Origin of the sequence: Enterococcus sp. DIV1096b (assembly GCF_050498765.1) — a bacterium.
GTDB classification, from domain to species: domain Bacteria; phylum Bacillota; class Bacilli; order Lactobacillales; family Enterococcaceae; genus Enterococcus_D; species Enterococcus_D entomosocium.
Map to the genome: position 1 here is coordinate 1,541,662 of NZ_JBMHEK010000001.1, position 15,860 is coordinate 1,557,521.

The window sequence follows — 15,860 nt, forward strand, 5'->3', positions numbered from 1 at the left end:
TTCTGAGCTTCTTTAAAAAACTTGCAACAATCTTAGGTATTCAGAAAATGTATCTCAGGGGGAACAAATGAAGCAATTACCCAATATCATTACTACTTCTCGACTGATTCTAGCACCACTTTTACTATTCCTTCAGCCAATGTCTGGCTGGTTTTGGCTGCTTTATTCCTATTGTTTTTTAAGTGACCTTGTCGATGGGCTACTAGCAAGAAGGATGAACCTCACGAGTGAGGTCGGTGCCTTACTAGATAGTTTCGCAGATGTAAGCTTTTTTCTCGCTGTCTTTCTTTCTTTTCTACCGCAGCTTTTGGAAACCCAAACGATCATGGTTTGGATCTTGGTGATCGCTATCATCCGCTTCGTCAGTTATCTGATTGGCTATGTAAAATTTCAGTCTTTTAGCAGTCTGCATACATGGCTCAACAAAGCAGTCGGATTTCTTTTATGTATTTTTCCATTGCTGCTCATCGTATTCCATGAAAGAATTGTTGTCTTGATTTTGGGGACCATCGCCACTATTTCGGCATTAGAAGAATTGTTGATAACGATTCTCGCAAAAAAACTGGATAGAAATCAAAAATCGATATTCGAAAGTTTTATGTAAGGTACCTCTATCATTGAGGGCCTTTTTTGTTTGTTCCTCTGAAGTAGTCTTTTAAAAGTCCTTTCAAAAACAATTTTAAAAATAACATTGAAAACAATTTTTAATGGTACTATGCTTATCTTTGAAGGGAGGCTTCACAAATGAACAGACAAGAACTGCATGCATGTATCAGTAAAAACCAGCCCAATATTTGCCAAATTTCTGCCTACCAAAATGGAAAGGAAGTTTACTCGGATGAATGGCATGAGTATAAGCCAGACGATACTTGCCACCTTATGTCCGCTACGAAAAGTATCGTTTCTCTACTAGTCGGAATAGCGATAGATCAAGGCCTCATCAGGAGTGTCAATGACAAAGTACTCGATTATTTTCCAGACTATTCCGTAAAACGGGGCGAAAAAACGATTCACGATATTACCATCAAACACCTATTAACGATGCGAGCCCCGTATAAATGCAAAGGTGATCCATGGACAAAAGTTTGTTCGAGTGACGACTGGACCAGCGCCTCCCTTGATTTATTGGGAGGAAGAAAAGGAGTGACAAATGAATTCAATTATCAAACCGTTTGTCTGCAGATCCTCACTGGTTTGTTAGCGAAAGCTTCTGGAATGACGACCGTTGATTATGCGAACCATTATTTATTTCGCCCTCTTGGTGTAGCCGAAATAACCAATTATTATGCGAAAACGGCACAAGAACATAAGCACTTTACAATGAGCAAGGCACCAAAAAAACCAGTTTGGTTTTGCGATCCTTTAAATATTGGGGCGGCAGGTTACGGGCTATGCCTTTCAGCAAAAGATTTAGCCAAAATCGGTGAGCTATGCTTGAACCAAGGCATCCATCAAGGGAAACAAGTGATTTCCTCACAATGGCTCACTGAAATGGTCAATCCGCTAGAGACAAACATAGAGAAATTTCAAAACATGAGTTATGGATATTTGTGGTGGATTTTGGATACTGAGAAAAGCACCTATGCCGCCATCGGTAATAGCGGAAATGTCCTTTATATTGATCCCGAATCAGATTGCGTCATTGCTATTACGGCTTATTTTAAGCCAACTGTCTTTGATCGAATCGACTTTATCGAGACAGAGCTAAAACCGTTCTTTTTGCAATAATGAGCGTTAAGAAAAAGCAGTCTACTGTCAAAAGTTGATTGCTTTTTTTGTAGGTGAAAGCTTTATGATCCTTTTAATGACTATGGCAAGCAGGTGACTACGGATAAAGCTTGGCTGCTAGTCTTTTATGAATTTAAAATCTAGCAATTTGATCCCGCATATAGGAGGCCAAATCAATAATAAACGGAAGATAAATGAGAAATGAATAAAATGACCAAACTATCAACGGCGTAAACTTGGTATACTATAATTGAGAAGAAAATCACAAGTGAAAGGAGCGGTCGGAGTGTTTTCAGAAATCAGTATTTATCAAGTAAAACCAAGTGAAGTCGATACCTTTGAAGCAATCATGCAGGAAGCAACAGAGGCAATGAAGGCCATGGAGGGGGCTTTGTTCTTTCGATTAATGAAACGAACCCATTACATTAAAGAAATGAGCACCATCAAGGAAGGACGCCTGCCTGATCCATTGACAAGAGTCATAAAATGTGTGAAATATGCCCACTATTGGGAGTTTGATACCGAAGAAAACTATGGCAAAGCCCAAAAAAGGCTGTATGAAAGCTATTGGAAAGCAATCGAGAAATGTTTGATCGTTCCCCACGACAAGCTTTTAGGGGAAGTGATTGAGTGATCGTTTTAGTATCGGATGCTCTTCAGATGAACGGACTTTTTGTTGCAACTGTTTAGAAATTATAGGGAAAAATACAACGGGATGTTAAAAAGTCATTCGAATGTTGAATCGACGACTATTAGTTGTTTAAATGCTCTGTTTCTTGAGGGAATCGGAAAGGAGGAACACACGATGGGACAGGTTGCATTTCATAACTTATACAAATTAATAAAAGGTGCTTCAACAGCAGAATTTGTTCCAGTCGTTGAACAATTCAACCGTGAATACATTTTCAAACAAAGAGGATACCTTTCTTTTGAATGATTAGTAGATTGAGAAATTTGGGCTGACATCACCAAGTTCGAAACGAAAGAAGATGCGGAAACATTTGACCAATGCGGTATCCCAGATGCCTTTGCACAAATGTTTTTATTCATTCATCAATCGAAACAGTTGCAGCTCTCACCTATACACGATTGAAAAAATGTTCCAATAACCATTCAGTATGGAATGGACAACGCTAAAAAACAATTCATATGAAAAGAGGAACTTCTTATGACAAAAACAGCAGAATGGTATCAAGGAAAAGCTGGGCGGGCAGAACATTTGGTCTATTTAAATAAGGAAGCCAAAGAGCTTGAGAAACTGATTCATGGCGACAAAACAATGATCATTCGGGGGGCAGCTGGCAGAAAATCACCCTTAGGAGGAAGAGCCAAAATCAACGATCTTGTTTATTTTGTGGAGACCGGCGGCGATTTGACCATCACTCATCGGGGCATCATTGCCAATGTGACTGAATCTGAAAAGATGACGAAAGAAGAATCCATAGATTTTGTAGAACGCTATGAAAAAGAGTTGAATCTATCGAAAAAGCAAGTCGATCGTTGGGCAGGGAAAAAGTATCTAGCGGTCTATGAAATCGCTGAATTAGAAGAAATAACGCCATTTCAGTACAATCGTGAAAAAAATATGGACGATTGGGTCATCACTGATGATATCAACAAAATTAAATTGTAACGTAGCAAAAACCTAAAAAAAGCGCAAGGAGTTGAGCGAAAGGATGGAAGGCAAAGAGCAATTGTTTCGAGACAAAAACGTGAAACCAACAGAGCAACTGATTGCGGAATCACTGGGTGAGGGATATGCCATTTATCAACGTTTTGTCGAAACGCTTGAAAACGAGGGCATCTCTCTTATGGATTGGCGCTATTACCAAGATGGAAAAGCGTGGTTGTCCAAAGGTGAATACAAATGGACAACGACTCGTGGGACGAATAAAGTGAAACCAATTTTTTGGCTTTCGATGTGGGAGGGCTTCTTCAAAGTCTCCTTTCACTTTAGCGAGAAAGTCCGAACACAGTTATTGTCTCTACCAATCAGTGATGACACAAAAGAAAGGATTCATAAGGCGCCGACCAATGGCACGAAAATGAAGTTTTTTTCTGTGATTTTTGATGTAGCGAGTGACGTTCCTTTGAGTGATATTTACCAAATCGCTGAGTTTCGAAAGCATTCTATTTAAGCAATTTTCTTTCGAAAAAATAAAATTCTTATATTTGTCGTTCTTAAAAGCTAAGGAAATTTGTATATTTTTACCCATAGCTATCGGAATGCGCAATGGCTTTTTAGGAAGTCTCGTAATAAAGAGTCGTGATTTAAAGGAGATAGGCTATTTTTTCATCTATTTCAGTGGATGGAAAAAGACGTCCAAGTTAAAGAACGGGAATGCCTTAACTGATTTTAGCCAATAAATCATCTCATTTAATAAAGAAAAACGAGGTGTTTCATGTGAAAGATGAAACACTTCGTTTTTTGTTTTTCAATACCTATCCTACGAAAACTGTTCCTTCATCCGCTCCAAGAAAAGTCCAGAAGCTTTTGAAAAAACTTGAGTGTTTTTCCAAATGACGTCAAGGTTTGATTCCAGTGCTGGGCTCAATTTTCTAAAACACAATTGGCTATCTGGGGCGAAGTTGACTAATTTATCTAGAGTCAATCCGTAACCGACACCTTCTTCTACCAGCTTTGATGCATTGTAAACTAGGTTATATGTGGCGACGACCGTCAATTTTTTCAGGTCTTTTTTCAACCATTTAGAAAGTTCACTGCTGACCAAACTTTGTCGCGAAGTAATCAAGGGAACGTCCCAGAGATCTTTTGGGGTAATGACTTCGTTGACAGCTAGAGGACTGTCTTTTCGCATCGACACGCCCCAGGTATCTTTGGCAGGTAAGCGTAAGGAATGGTACTTTTTGACGTCTGCTGGACTGATTACGACACCGAAATCCAACAATCCTTTATCCAATCGTTCTTTGACCTCATCGGCGTTGCCGCTATAAAAGTGAAATTTGATGTTAGGGTATTCAGCTTGGATTTCTTTGATGATTGCTCCTAGCAACTGAATCACATAAGTTTCTCCAGCTCCGATCGATACATTGCCGGCGATCGTATCTCGAGGCGACAAAAATTCTGAGCGGGTCTTTTCTAATAATTCTACGATTTCTTCCGCCCGTTTACGAAACAACAGTCCGTCTTCTGTTAGTGTGATTTTGCGATTGCCTCGGGTGAACAACGTCACGCCTAATTCTTTTTCTAGCTCCATCAATTGTCGGGACAAGGAAGGTTGAGAAAGATGCAGATGTTTTGCGGCAGCCGAAATTGTCTCTTTTTCTGCAACTGCTAAAAAGGTGGTCAGATTTTTTAATTCCATTTAAAATGCTCCTCTTGTTATTCGTAAAATGAATAGTTAGGTATTTGATATTGATATTTTACATGGAAAAGACCGCGAAGTACAATAGATTTAATCCGAGAATCACTCTTTTGATCTATGAGTTGCTGGTAACAAACAAAAGATCAAAAGAGAAAAGGAGTTGTATATGTCGCCCTAAGGTACAGGATGATTGACCATGAAAGAAGGCGAATGAAATGAAAAATTGGCAAAAAAAGGCACTTGTATCACTATTGATGCTAGCACCACTTATTTTAGGTGCTTGCAGCAGCAATAACGAGGCGGCAAACGAAGCAACACAAGCCAGTTCAGGAGGAGAAACGATGACAGAAAATGTTTCATTTACAGATGAATGGGACAAAGTTTTCCCAGAAAGTGACACGGTGAATCACCGAAAAGTAACTTTTGAAAATCGCTACGGCATCACTTTAGTTGCTGATCTTTATGAACCAATTGATGCGCAAGGACCACTTCCAGCAATCGCGGTTAGCGGACCCTTTGGGGCAGTCAAAGAACAGACATCTGGTCTATATGCCCAAACGATGGCTGAACGAGGTTTTGTTACGATCGCTTTTGATCCTTCATACACAGGCGAAAGCGGTGGGGAACCACGCTATGTGGCATCACCAGATATCAATACAGAAGACTTTCAGGCAGCAGTCGATTTTTTGTCAGTCCAAGAAAATGTAGATGAAGAAAGAATCGGCTTGATCGGAATTTGCGGTTGGGGCGGGATGGCATTGAATGCCGCAGCCATTGATACCCGTGTGAGAGCGACGGTTTCCGCCACGATGTATGACATGTCGAGAGTCAATGCTCAGGGGTATTTTGATGAGATGGGGGCTGAAGGACGTCATGAATTGCGCCAACAGCTGAACGCCCAGCGGACAGTCGATTTTGCTAACGGTAGCTACGAAAGAGCAGGTGGAGTGCCAGATACACTACCGGAGGATGCACCGGTCTTTATGCAAGATTATTTCGATTACTACAAAACGGAACGCGGCTATCATGAACGTTCGTTAAATTCTAATGACGGTTGGAACGTGACATCATCGCTGTCGTTCTTAAATATGCCGCTCTTGTCGTATATCGATGAGATCCAAAGCGCCGTTTTATTACTACATGGGGAAGAAGCCCACTCTCTTTACTTCAGTCAAGACGCCTTTGAACAATTACAAGGCGATAACAAAGAGTTGACGGTCATTCCTAATGCTTCGCACGTTGATCTATATGATCAAACAGACGTAATTCCTTTTGATCAAATGACCCAATTCTTCCAAGAACATTTGAACTAAATAGCCACAACGATCTTCACGACTGTTCGGTCACTCTGCCTCTGCTGAGCAGTCGTGTTTTTTTGAAAATACGCATTCAGTTGCCCGCTTCTACATAGAATCATCACCAGAAAGGAGCGAAGAGATGCTTATAAAATTGATATCCGCTATTTTGCTGTTCTTATTAAGTGCCTGTGGGACAAGCGAAACAGAGAGAACCAATATGCAATCCGCTAACGAAACTTCATCGGAAGCTAGCCAAGAGAATGTCCAGCAGTTTTCAGCAGCAACAGCTGTCGTCATTACGGTTGGTCAACAGGATTTTCTAGCGAAGTTTTATGAAAATGAGGTGTCTGAGCACCTAATGAATCAAATGCCCTTTACGGTGACAATGAGTGATTTGAACAACAACGAGAAATATTATCGTTTTTCTGAGAATTTGCCAGAAATGACTACAGAACGGCCGGAGATCATTCACGAAGGAGAAATCATGAGCTGGAATAGTCATACGTTGGTGCTGTTTTATCAGACCTTTACCAATTCTTATGGTGGTTATAATCGTATCGGTGTCATTGAAGATCCGACGGGGTTAAAAGAAGTACTTGGGGCGGAAGACGTAGAGGTTATTTTTTCGTTAAGAAATCCTCGTGAATAACAAATGAATAGGAGAAAAACACATGACGATCGATCAATTAAACAAACTCATGGCAAGTGGCGAACCCTTACTTGCCGGTTCGCAAGCTTCCAAACAAATGGTAGCTCTGAGTGCTAAGGCGAGAAAAATCACGATGAAAATCAATACAGTCTACCATGAGTCTGATGAGTTACAAGAACTTTTTGCCCAATTAACAGGAAAACCAGTTGAGCCGACTTTTTCGCTGTTTCCACCCTTTTATACAGATTATGGCAAGAATATCAGCATTGGCAAAGATGTCTTTATCAATGCGGGTTGTCATTTTCAAGACCAAGGAGGGATCACGATCGGTGATGATACCCTAATTGGGCATAACGTTGTTCTAGCTACCTTGAATCATGGCCTTCACCCTGAAGATCGTAGCACGCTTTATCCAGCCCCCATTACGATTGGGAAGAATGTCTGGATTGGCTCAAATGCAACGATCGTTGCCGGTGTGACCATCGGTGACCATGCGATCATTGCTGCTGGGTCGGTGGTGACCAAAGATGTCGCTGAGCGCACGATCGTGGCTGGTGTACCTGCAAAATATGTCAAAGAGGTTACTGAGTAAGCATAATAGCAATGAGTAAGAAAAAAACTGCTGTTCGCCTTGTCGCTTGTAAAGCGATGAAGACTAACAGCAGTTTTCTTATTCTTGAGGCGGCTCGCTCGTAGTGGAACCGGCGAAGTTTTCAATCAACGATTTCACATCAAGACCGAGGGTTTCTTTCAACGTTTCTTGTGTGGTCGATAAGAGATTGGTGGCGTAATTGGTGACACGATTGGCACCGCCACCTTCACCTGATCCTGTATCAACGACTGAAATTTTATCGATATTGCCTAATGGTGCGGCTGCTTCTTTGACTAATTGTGGCAGGATCTCGACGATCATGCTCAGAATGGCTGCTTCATCGTATTTCTTGAAGGCTTCAGCGACTTTTTCTTTCGTTTCGGCTTCTGCCGTTCCTTTCGCCAAAGTGGTTTCGGCTTCTGCCAAACCGATCAAACGAATCTTATCGGCTTCGGCTTTTGCCAAGGACTCTGTTCGAAATTGCTCGGCTTCAGTGGTAGCTAAGGCAGATGCTTTTTTGGCTAGCGCTTCTTGTTCAAGCGCATAACGATCCGCATCGGCTTTTTTCTTGATCTCTGAATCAAATTGCTTCTCACGACGCAAGATTTCTTTTTCTTCCAATTCGATTTGTTTTTGTCGTTCAACGACTTCGACTTCAATCTCTTGTTCTCGGACTTTTTGTTTCATGATGGCACTTTGTAGATGATAGGCTTGATCGGCATCGGCTTTGGCGATGTCTTGTTCTTTCTTATAAAGCGCCAGCTTCAATTCTTTTTCCTTCAATGCTTCAGCGATTTCGGTCATGCGTTTTGATTCCGCTGTTTGCGATTCTTGTTCCGATTGGGCTTTTTTGATGCGGGTTTCTTTCAGTGCTTCAGCTTCCGCAATTTCAGCATCCCGTTTGACTTGGGCGATTCTAGGCTTTCCAAGAGAATCCAAATAGCCGTTTTTGTCTCGTACTTCTTTGATCGTAAAGGAGACAATGATCAAGCCCATTTTCGCTAGATCGACAGAGGCTACTTCTTGCACACTTTGGCTGAATTTGTCGCGATTTTGATAAATTTCTTCCACAGTCATCGAACCAAGGATCGAACGCAAATGGCCTTCTAGCACTTCCCGCGCTTCATTTTCTAATTCTTCACGGGTTTTTCCTAGAAATTGTTCCGCTGCCGTTGCAATTTCTTCCACGGATGAGCCGATCTTAATAATGGAAGTTCCGTCACACATCACGGGAACCCCTTGTTCAGTGTAGACTTCCGGCGTTGAGACATCCAGCTTGCTGGAGAGCAAACTGATTCGATTCGATCGTTGAAACACTGGCAAAACAAAGGCTCCGCCACCACGCACGATTTTGATTTTGTTGTTGCTTTCATCGGCGTGTACATTTTTGCTACCTAGATAGCTTCCGCTGATGATCAATGCTTCATCGGGCTTGGCTGTTTGATATTTCGTGACAAAGACGATCAAAAGCATTAATAAAATGAATGCCACGATGGCGATCGGGAAAACGATTGGTGATAATAGAATATCCATAGATACACCTCTTTAGTGATTTAGTTTAGTTATCCAAAAATTTTTTGTGTAAGGAACGACGTAGCAAACTCGTTCTTTGACTTCAATAATCAAAACCTTCGATCCAGCTGCTAATGGTTCATCGATTGGTTGGAAAGCCGTAGCTGGTCGATTGCTTGAACCAGTGACACTTGTGAGTTGAATTTCGCCCATTCCTTCACAAGGAATCGGCGTCAGCACCGTTGCGATGCGACCTTCAAAATCTTTCTCAGAACTTGACAGTGTCGCTTCCGCATTTCGCATGGGAATCAGCACGTAAAAATTCAAGAGAAAAACGAGCCCTGTAGCAAGGCAGCCGCTAATGACGAAAAGTAGGAGCGAATAGCCAGACAGAAAAGTTTCTCCTAAGTAACCGAAGAGACTTGTAAAGGCAAACCATGGAATAATTAACATCGGATCGACTGGTCCGTCGAAATCGAAGATATCCCCAAACAGAAGCAGCAAAAAGGCTAAAACAGCACAGCCAATCAAAACATACAAATAAATTTGCTCAGGTGCATAAGTGTGCAGCACATATCCACCTCCTTTCAAATAGCGTGATTTGTGAGAACGACGAAAGTTAGGAGACAATCGGAAGAAGAACGAAGGAAGCAAAAGAAAGGAACAGAGATTCTGTTATAATTATACCAATAAATAATAAAAATATTCGATTTAATTAGATAAAATGATAAAATAATATAATAAATGGTGGTTTGTTATTTGGGAGAAGGCAACAAAAGCACATGATTTTTTCAAGAGCCATTGACAAACAATCAAAATCAAAGTAGATTAAATCAGGGTAGTAAAAATGTCAAAAGGAACTGCTGACTCTAGACACGTCAATAGGCAGCGTTTGTTTTTTAACCCAATCGAAATAAAGTAGTTGTTCGCAAACATAAAAGAAGTCAGGAACACTTCTTTTCAACCGACAGATCGTATTGCTAAGAAATAGAGGTGGAATCGATGGATCAAAAAGAAAAAATGTTAGAACTAATCAAGAAAAAACAAGGCGGCGGCCGTTCAAAAAAGATGGAATCCCCAAAAAATGATCGGAAAAACATGCGTAAAGGCCCGAAAATTTATAATAAGTAAGGCGATGGATTATTAATACGAAATGAGCGATTAAAAAAAGAGAGAAGGACAGGGTTGCTGTCTTTCTCTCTTTTTTTTTATTCCTCAGAATTCACGTACAACTCACTCAAAGCTGGCAGATCATGGACTTGGTATTTTGCTTTAAACGCTGCGATTTCTTCAGCGCTGAAGCGGTTCGGATCAAGTTTCAGTTCTTCGACAGGAAGAGGTCGTTCGTTAGCGATCTTGACATCGATCACCACAGGTCCGTTGATTTCTTTAGCTTGTGTAAAGACGGATGCTAATTCATCTTCCTTCGTTACCGTGAAGCCTTTCGCACCTAATGCTTCCCCAACTTTACCAAAATCAGCACCGGCTAGTTGCACACCGAACTTGGTTTGCTCGGTATCTTCTTGCTCCGCTTCGATGAAGCCGAATGAGTCATTGGAAAAGACCACGTTGATGATTGGTAAATCATATTTCACTTGGGTGATGATGTCTTGCATTTGCATCGCAAAACCGCCATCCCCACTAAAGGTAAATACTTGGCGATTCGGATAGCTCAATTGAGCTGCGATCCCACCAGGTACACCATTACCCATTGTCGCAAACCAGCCAGACGTTATAAAACGCTGTTCACCCGTCATTTCTAAATGACGGATACTGTGGATCGTCACATTACCGACATCCGTGACAAACAGGGCATCAGGAGCTGCAATCCGGTTGATTTCTCGATAGACAGGTTCAGGACGCAAAGGAACTTGCGAATCATGGTAAAAATGATGGCGCCATGCATGCCAATTGCGACAGTTTTCTTGATTGGCTTTTAACCAAGCATCTGCAGGACGAGGGGCTGCCATCTCTGTCCATTTTCTAAGAGCGGTCGCACCATCTCCTAAAACGGAGACATCCGTCTGATGACGACGACCAAATTTCGAGGCGTCGATATCAACTTGGACAAAGTTGGCACCAGGATTGAAAAAGCGGCGGCCAAAAGGGAAGTCACTGCCGACAAAAACGATGAGATCGGCTTCTGCCAAAGCTTCATTGGCAGGTTTTGTCGCAACCCGTCCAGCAAATCCAAGAAAGTTTTCATAAAGATCAGGCACGATGCCTTTGGCTAAGACAGAAGCTGCGATAGGCATCGAGAAATGCTTAGAAAAAGCATCGATGGCATCAAAATGACCAAAGAGACCTTGTCCGATATAAAGGACGGGTTTTTTTGCTTGTTCAAAATAAGGAAGGGCAGCCTGTAAACCCTCTTCATCAGGCTGGAGAACACCTGTCTTATGATTTTTTGCGGTTGCAATCTCCTGTTCGTCGATTTCTGCAAACCCGTAATCGACCGGGATCGTTACCACAGCGACTCCTTTAAATTTGTAGGCTGCTTTAATGGCTTCGTCCACCACGTGGGGCAAACTTTCAGGGGACATGACCGTGCGATTGTAGATACTGACATCAGCGAACATCGGATTTTCATTCATTTCTTGAAAATCATTGTAGTTCATCGAGCTCGAAGCTACTTGTCCTAACAAGGCAACGACGGGCACATTATCCATTTGAGCATCGTATAAGCCATTGATCAAATGGGTGGCACCCGGACCAGCAGAACCAAAAACCGCACCGACTTTTCCCGTTAGCTTGGCATCAGCCGCCGCTGCCAGCGCACCCGCTTCTTCATGACGTACTTGAACATATTTGACCGATTGCCGTTCATGGTACAAAGCATCCATCGTTGAGTTGAAAGATCCACCGGGGATTCCATAGATATGGTCGATGCCCCACGCTTCAAAAATCTTGATCATTGCTGTACCAGCATTGATTTTTGTCATTTTCTTCACTCGCTTTCTCTGTTGTCATTCGTTCTCTTTTAAGTATAAACGTTTCTCAAAAAGACAACAAAGAATGCGCCTTCTGTCACAAGGCGCATAGAAAGACTTATTTTAGGAAATGAACGACTCAGTTGCGAAGCTCTTGCACGAATCGACTGGCGATCTCTTTTGGTCGGGTGATGGCACCACCAACCACGATACCGGTCACACCCATATCCTGAATTTTTTTTGCTTGTTCCGGTGTGTGGATCTTGCCTTCGGCTATTACCGGAACCTTCGCCGCAACCAATTGCTGGATCAACTGATAGTCCGGTTCGTCATTGGTAGGACTGTTCGCCGTGTAGCCTGACAAAGTTGTACCAACAAAATCGACGCCCGCTTCAAAGGCATTGATGCCTTCCTCATAGGTGGCGATATCTGCCATGAGTAGTTGATGGGGATAAAGAGTTTTGATTTGCTTGATAAAGGCATTGACCGTCAAGCCATCATGACGTTTGCGCAAGGTGCAGTCCAAGGCGATCACCGCAATATGTAAAGCTGCTAATTCGTGTACCTCTTTGATGGTTGCTGTGATAAATGGTTCTTCCGGTGGATAGTCTTTTTTGATGATTCCGATGATCGGCAAATCAACAGCTGCTTGGATCTCGCGAATATCGCGAACGGAATTGGCACGGATGCCAACAGCACCAGCTTCTTGAGCTGCTTTTGCCAATAGGGGCATGACACCGCCGTTTTCGGTATATAGGGGTTCTCCAGGCAATGCTTGACAAGAAACGATCACTCCGTCCTTGATTTGTTGGATAAAAACTTCTTTTTCCATGTATATGACACTTCCCATTCTTGTAAAGGTTCGTTTCTCCCTTCGACTATATCATGAGGCTTTTTCCTTGTAAATGAAACGACACCTTCTTTAAAAGGAAAGCGAACACCAAAAAAGAAGCAAGCACCGTCATCAAGGGTGCTTGCTTCATTAGGAGGTGAGGATAGGGAATCCTTTATTCCGCTTGTTTTGACGTGCATTGCTTGAACTTCTCAAAATCGATCGTTTGATTAGCAGACAGCACTTCGTATTGCAATCGTTCTGTTTCTTCATCGTGAATGATATGGAGGATTTTTCCGTCTTCGTCTACTGGTCCCAGACTGATGATCGTAAACCGTTCATTGATGACTTCTAAATTCTGTAAAACCCCAGAAAACACTTTGCGAATATGATGGGCGGTCTTGATTTTTTTGTCTGCTTTTTCAACAGCCTTGGCTAACGTAAAGCCTTCATCTAAAAACGTTTTGATCATTTCCACTTTGACGACCGTGGGCAGTCGGTATTTTCGTGGGGCATTTTCTTCTTGTGGGACCGATTGAATAAATCCTTTTTGTTCCCAATAACGCAATTGGCGAGGGGAGATATCACACATTTGGCTAAGTTCGCTGATGCCGACCAACAAGTTTTCATTATCAACGAGTTTTCGAAAAAGATGAGACATACGGACTCCATTCTTGTAAAGGTATTTGTTAACATTGTAACTTGTTTTACTTTTATGTCAAGTAGGTTGACAAATGTTAGGGAAAGATTTAAAGTAAAGAAGGTTTTATGAAAAATATACTGAAAAGAGTGTGAAATATGTCAACGAGTCGTCCTTTAGATATCTACGGCAAACCTTACAATCGTTCCTTACTGGTTATGGTTTTGCTGATCGGTACGTTTTGTACTGTTTTGAACCAAACATTGTTAACAACGGCTTTTCCAACCTTGATGGATGCCTTTGACATCTCTGCATCTGATGTCCAATGGCTAACCACCGGTTTCTTGCTGGTCAATGGGATCATGATCCCGATCACCGCATGGCTGATCAACAAGTTCAGCTCAAGAAATCTTTACTTAACGGCAATGAGCATCTTCCTGGCTGGAACGATCGCTTGTTTTGCAGCACCGAACTTTTCTACATTATTGATTGGCCGCTTAGTGCAAGCTGCTGGTGTAGGGATCTCCATGCCGCTTTTGCAAAATATCATGTTGTCGATCTTCCCACCAGAAAAACGCGGTTCAGCTATGGGCATGTCTGGAATCGTTATTGGGTTGGCACCAGCCTTAGGCCCAACGTTATCTGGTTGGATCATTGATCATTATGACTGGCGTTATTTGTTCGGAATGGTCATTCCTATCGTCGTTTTAGTCTTAGTCTTAGCGCTCTTTCTAATGAAGAGTGTGATTGAATTGTCGCATCCGAAAATCGATCTTTTCTCAGCGATTTTATCAACGCTTGGTTTTGGTACATTGCTCTATGGCTTTTCAAGTGTCGGTGACAAAGGGTGGGGCAGTATTGAAGTAATCGGTTTTCTAGCAGCCGGTGTCTTTTTCATTGCTTTCTTTGCATGGCGTCAATTGCACATCGAGCATCCTTTCTTAGAGTTGCGCGTGTTCAAATCAACAACCTTTACCTTGGCATCGATCCTTTCCGGGGTCACGAATATGGCGATGATCGGTGCTGAAATGGTTCTCCCATTGTATATCCAAAACATTCGTGGTGAATCAGCGTTCCATTCAGGATTGATGTTATTACCAGGTGCGTTGATTATGGGGATCATGATGCCGATCACTGGTGCGATCTTTGATAAGTATGGTGCAAAACGTTTAGCTATCACCGGGATGTTTATCTTGACCGCCGCAACCTTACCATTTGCTTTCTTAACAAAAGATACACCGATTTTGCATATCATCATTCTTTATGGGATTCGGATGTTCGGGATCTCAATGGTGATGATGCCAGTAACGACTTCAGGAATGAATGCATTGCCTGGAAACTTGATCAGTCACGGTACCGCAGTAAACAATACGTTCCGTCAAGTAGCCAGCTCAATTGGTACGGCTATCTTGATCAGTGTCTTGACAAACGTCACCAAAGGCAACTTGCCAAGTGATTCTTTGCTGGATGCAACGCCTTTGGCATACAAAGAACAAGCAATCGAAGCGACTTTATCTGGCTACCATGCCGCTTTTTATGTGGCAGCGGTCTTTAGCTTCTTAGGATTCTTGATCGCCTTCTCCTTAAAGAAAAAAGAACCACGATTGACGGTTCTTGAAGGAGGTGCGGACAAATGATCTTGCTTTTGATCGTTCTTAGCGTGTTAGGGTTTGCGGTACTGAATGTTTTTGCCAAAAACAAGCTGCAAACAGGTTTATCATTGGTCTTAGGTCTAGTTTTCGTAGCAAGTGTCGTCGCATTGATGGCCAATTTGACTTACCATTTTGGAATGGAAAAAGAAACGACTGCTAAAACAACCCCACTGGTTTCTAGTGCCGATAACGAGAATTTTGATTTACTATTGTATCAGCCATTAGGAGATGGTACGGAAAAAATCTACCTGTATAAAACGGATGCTGTTCAAGAGGAACCAAAACAAACCGGTACTGATAAAGTGACCAATGTCGTGGAAACAGGGGCTGATTCAGCTCAATTAAAAACAAAAACGACGCGCTGGGTTTATAAAAGTGACCTATCACGCTTCTTGTTCGGAATCGCTGATAACGATGGCCAATATGTCAGCCGTACCAATACGTTCTCATTACCAGATTCATGGGAAGTCTTGAGTGTGGATCAAGCAAAAAAACTGGCTTCTTTAGCGAAAGAACAAGCGGACACCATGAAAACACAAGGACAAGCGTATGTCCAAGAAAAAATGCAAGCTGCATTAATGGCTGATCCAACTATGGACGAGGCAGCCCAAAAAGCAAAAATCGCTGAATTGACAGAAGCTTATCAAAAAGAAGCGATGGCAAAACTGCTTGAAGAAGCAAAAAAGTAAAAACGAGTAGAT

18 protein-coding genes are annotated in these 15,860 nt (G+C 42.1%); 12 read left to right on the plus strand and 6 right to left on the minus strand.

Annotation, left to right across the window (positions count from 1 at the left end; translation table 11 throughout):
- Nucleotides 1-67: 67 nt before the first annotated feature.
- The 6 genes from IGJ17_RS07335 (at nucleotide 68) to IGJ17_RS07360 (ending at nucleotide 3,866) form a co-directional block, all read left to right on the plus strand.
- Entirely contained in the window at nucleotides 68-604 is a 537-nt protein-coding gene (locus IGJ17_RS07335) for a CDP-alcohol phosphatidyltransferase family protein (RefSeq protein WP_061054032.1), read from the plus strand.
- A 140-nt stretch (nucleotides 605-744) separates the two neighbouring features.
- On the plus strand, nucleotides 745-1,728 hold the full coding sequence (locus IGJ17_RS07340) for a serine hydrolase domain-containing protein (RefSeq protein ID WP_008381404.1): 984 nt from the start codon (nucleotides 745-747) through the stop codon (nucleotides 1,726-1,728).
- A gap of 268 nt (nucleotides 1,729-1,996) precedes the next feature.
- The gene (locus IGJ17_RS07345; protein WP_005236340.1) at nucleotides 1,997-2,362 is read left to right on the plus strand and encodes a hypothetical protein; all 366 of its coding nucleotides are present in this window, start codon (nucleotides 1,997-1,999) and stop codon (nucleotides 2,360-2,362) included.
- A 171-nt stretch (nucleotides 2,363-2,533) separates the two neighbouring features.
- Nucleotides 2,534-2,665, plus strand: a complete 132-nt coding sequence (locus tag IGJ17_RS07350; RefSeq protein WP_008381400.1) for a hypothetical protein — start codon at nucleotides 2,534-2,536, stop codon at nucleotides 2,663-2,665.
- Between the two features lie 231 nt (nucleotides 2,666-2,896).
- Nucleotides 2,897-3,361, plus strand: a complete 465-nt coding sequence (locus tag IGJ17_RS07355) for a hypothetical protein (protein ID WP_008381399.1) — start codon at nucleotides 2,897-2,899, stop codon at nucleotides 3,359-3,361.
- Nucleotides 3,362-3,404: 43 nt separating this feature from the next.
- Complete coding sequence (locus IGJ17_RS07360) at nucleotides 3,405-3,866, plus strand: DUF3788 domain-containing protein (RefSeq protein WP_005236333.1); 462 nt, start codon at nucleotides 3,405-3,407, stop codon at nucleotides 3,864-3,866.
- 309 nt (nucleotides 3,867-4,175) lie between these two features.
- Here IGJ17_RS07360 and IGJ17_RS07365 read toward each other — a convergent pair whose 3' ends face one another.
- A complete protein-coding gene (locus IGJ17_RS07365) occupies nucleotides 4,176-5,054 on the minus strand; it encodes a LysR family transcriptional regulator (protein WP_429961193.1) in 879 nt (292 codons plus the stop codon).
- A 215-nt stretch (nucleotides 5,055-5,269) separates the two neighbouring features.
- Here IGJ17_RS07365 and IGJ17_RS07370 point away from each other — a divergent pair, with 215 nt between their 5' ends.
- From IGJ17_RS07370 to IGJ17_RS07380, 3 genes are all read left to right on the plus strand, one after another.
- Entirely contained in the window at nucleotides 5,270-6,367 is a 1,098-nt protein-coding gene (locus IGJ17_RS07370) for an alpha/beta hydrolase (protein WP_008381394.1), read from the plus strand.
- A 124-nt stretch (nucleotides 6,368-6,491) separates the two neighbouring features.
- Nucleotides 6,492-7,001: a cyclophilin-like fold protein gene (locus IGJ17_RS07375; protein WP_008381393.1), complete on the plus strand. Its 510-nt coding sequence runs from the start codon at nucleotides 6,492-6,494 to the stop codon at nucleotides 6,999-7,001.
- Nucleotides 7,002-7,023: 22 nt separating this feature from the next.
- The gene (locus IGJ17_RS07380) at nucleotides 7,024-7,593 is read left to right on the plus strand and encodes a sugar O-acetyltransferase (protein WP_005236324.1); all 570 of its coding nucleotides are present in this window, start codon (nucleotides 7,024-7,026) and stop codon (nucleotides 7,591-7,593) included.
- A gap of 78 nt (nucleotides 7,594-7,671) precedes the next feature.
- Here IGJ17_RS07380 and IGJ17_RS07385 read toward each other — a convergent pair whose 3' ends face one another.
- Both IGJ17_RS07385 and IGJ17_RS07390 read right to left on the minus strand, forming a co-directional pair.
- Nucleotides 7,672-9,126, minus strand: coding sequence for a flotillin family protein (locus tag IGJ17_RS07385; protein ID WP_008381386.1), 1,455 nt, complete (start codon nucleotides 9,124-9,126; stop codon nucleotides 7,672-7,674).
- A 12-nt stretch (nucleotides 9,127-9,138) separates the two neighbouring features.
- A complete protein-coding gene (locus IGJ17_RS07390; RefSeq protein ID WP_429961194.1) occupies nucleotides 9,139-9,696 on the minus strand; it encodes an NfeD family protein in 558 nt (185 codons plus the stop codon).
- 411 nt (nucleotides 9,697-10,107) lie between these two features.
- Here IGJ17_RS07390 and IGJ17_RS07395 point away from each other — a divergent pair, with 411 nt between their 5' ends.
- Nucleotides 10,108-10,236 carry a hypothetical protein gene (locus IGJ17_RS07395; RefSeq protein WP_005236316.1) on the plus strand — a complete coding sequence of 43 codons (129 nt, stop codon included), beginning with the start codon at nucleotides 10,108-10,110 and terminating at the stop codon, nucleotides 10,234-10,236.
- Between the two features lie 77 nt (nucleotides 10,237-10,313).
- Here IGJ17_RS07395 and spxB read toward each other — a convergent pair whose 3' ends face one another.
- From spxB to IGJ17_RS07410, 3 genes are all read right to left on the minus strand, one after another.
- Complete coding sequence (spxB, locus tag IGJ17_RS07400) at nucleotides 10,314-12,047, minus strand: pyruvate oxidase (RefSeq protein WP_016620850.1); 1,734 nt, start codon at nucleotides 12,045-12,047, stop codon at nucleotides 10,314-10,316.
- Between the two features lie 127 nt (nucleotides 12,048-12,174).
- Nucleotides 12,175-12,867, minus strand: a complete 693-nt coding sequence (locus tag IGJ17_RS07405) for an N-acetylmannosamine-6-phosphate 2-epimerase (protein WP_008381380.1) — start codon at nucleotides 12,865-12,867, stop codon at nucleotides 12,175-12,177.
- Between the two features lie 175 nt (nucleotides 12,868-13,042).
- Nucleotides 13,043-13,528 (minus strand): MerR family transcriptional regulator, encoded by a 486-nt coding sequence (locus IGJ17_RS07410; protein WP_005236312.1) that lies wholly within the window; start codon nucleotides 13,526-13,528, stop codon nucleotides 13,043-13,045.
- A 137-nt stretch (nucleotides 13,529-13,665) separates the two neighbouring features.
- Between IGJ17_RS07410 and IGJ17_RS07415 the strand changes: the two genes are divergently transcribed.
- Together IGJ17_RS07415 and IGJ17_RS07420 are read left to right on the plus strand one after the other, a co-directional pair.
- Nucleotides 13,666-15,144 carry an MDR family MFS transporter gene (locus tag IGJ17_RS07415; RefSeq protein ID WP_005236311.1) on the plus strand — a complete coding sequence of 493 codons (1,479 nt, stop codon included), beginning with the start codon at nucleotides 13,666-13,668 and terminating at the stop codon, nucleotides 15,142-15,144.
- Nucleotides 15,141-15,848: a DUF4811 domain-containing protein gene (locus IGJ17_RS07420; RefSeq protein ID WP_429961195.1), complete on the plus strand. Its 708-nt coding sequence runs from the start codon at nucleotides 15,141-15,143 to the stop codon at nucleotides 15,846-15,848. Before IGJ17_RS07415 ends, IGJ17_RS07420 begins: the two co-directional genes overlap by 4 nt.
- The last annotated feature ends 12 nt before the right edge of the window (nucleotides 15,849-15,860 follow it).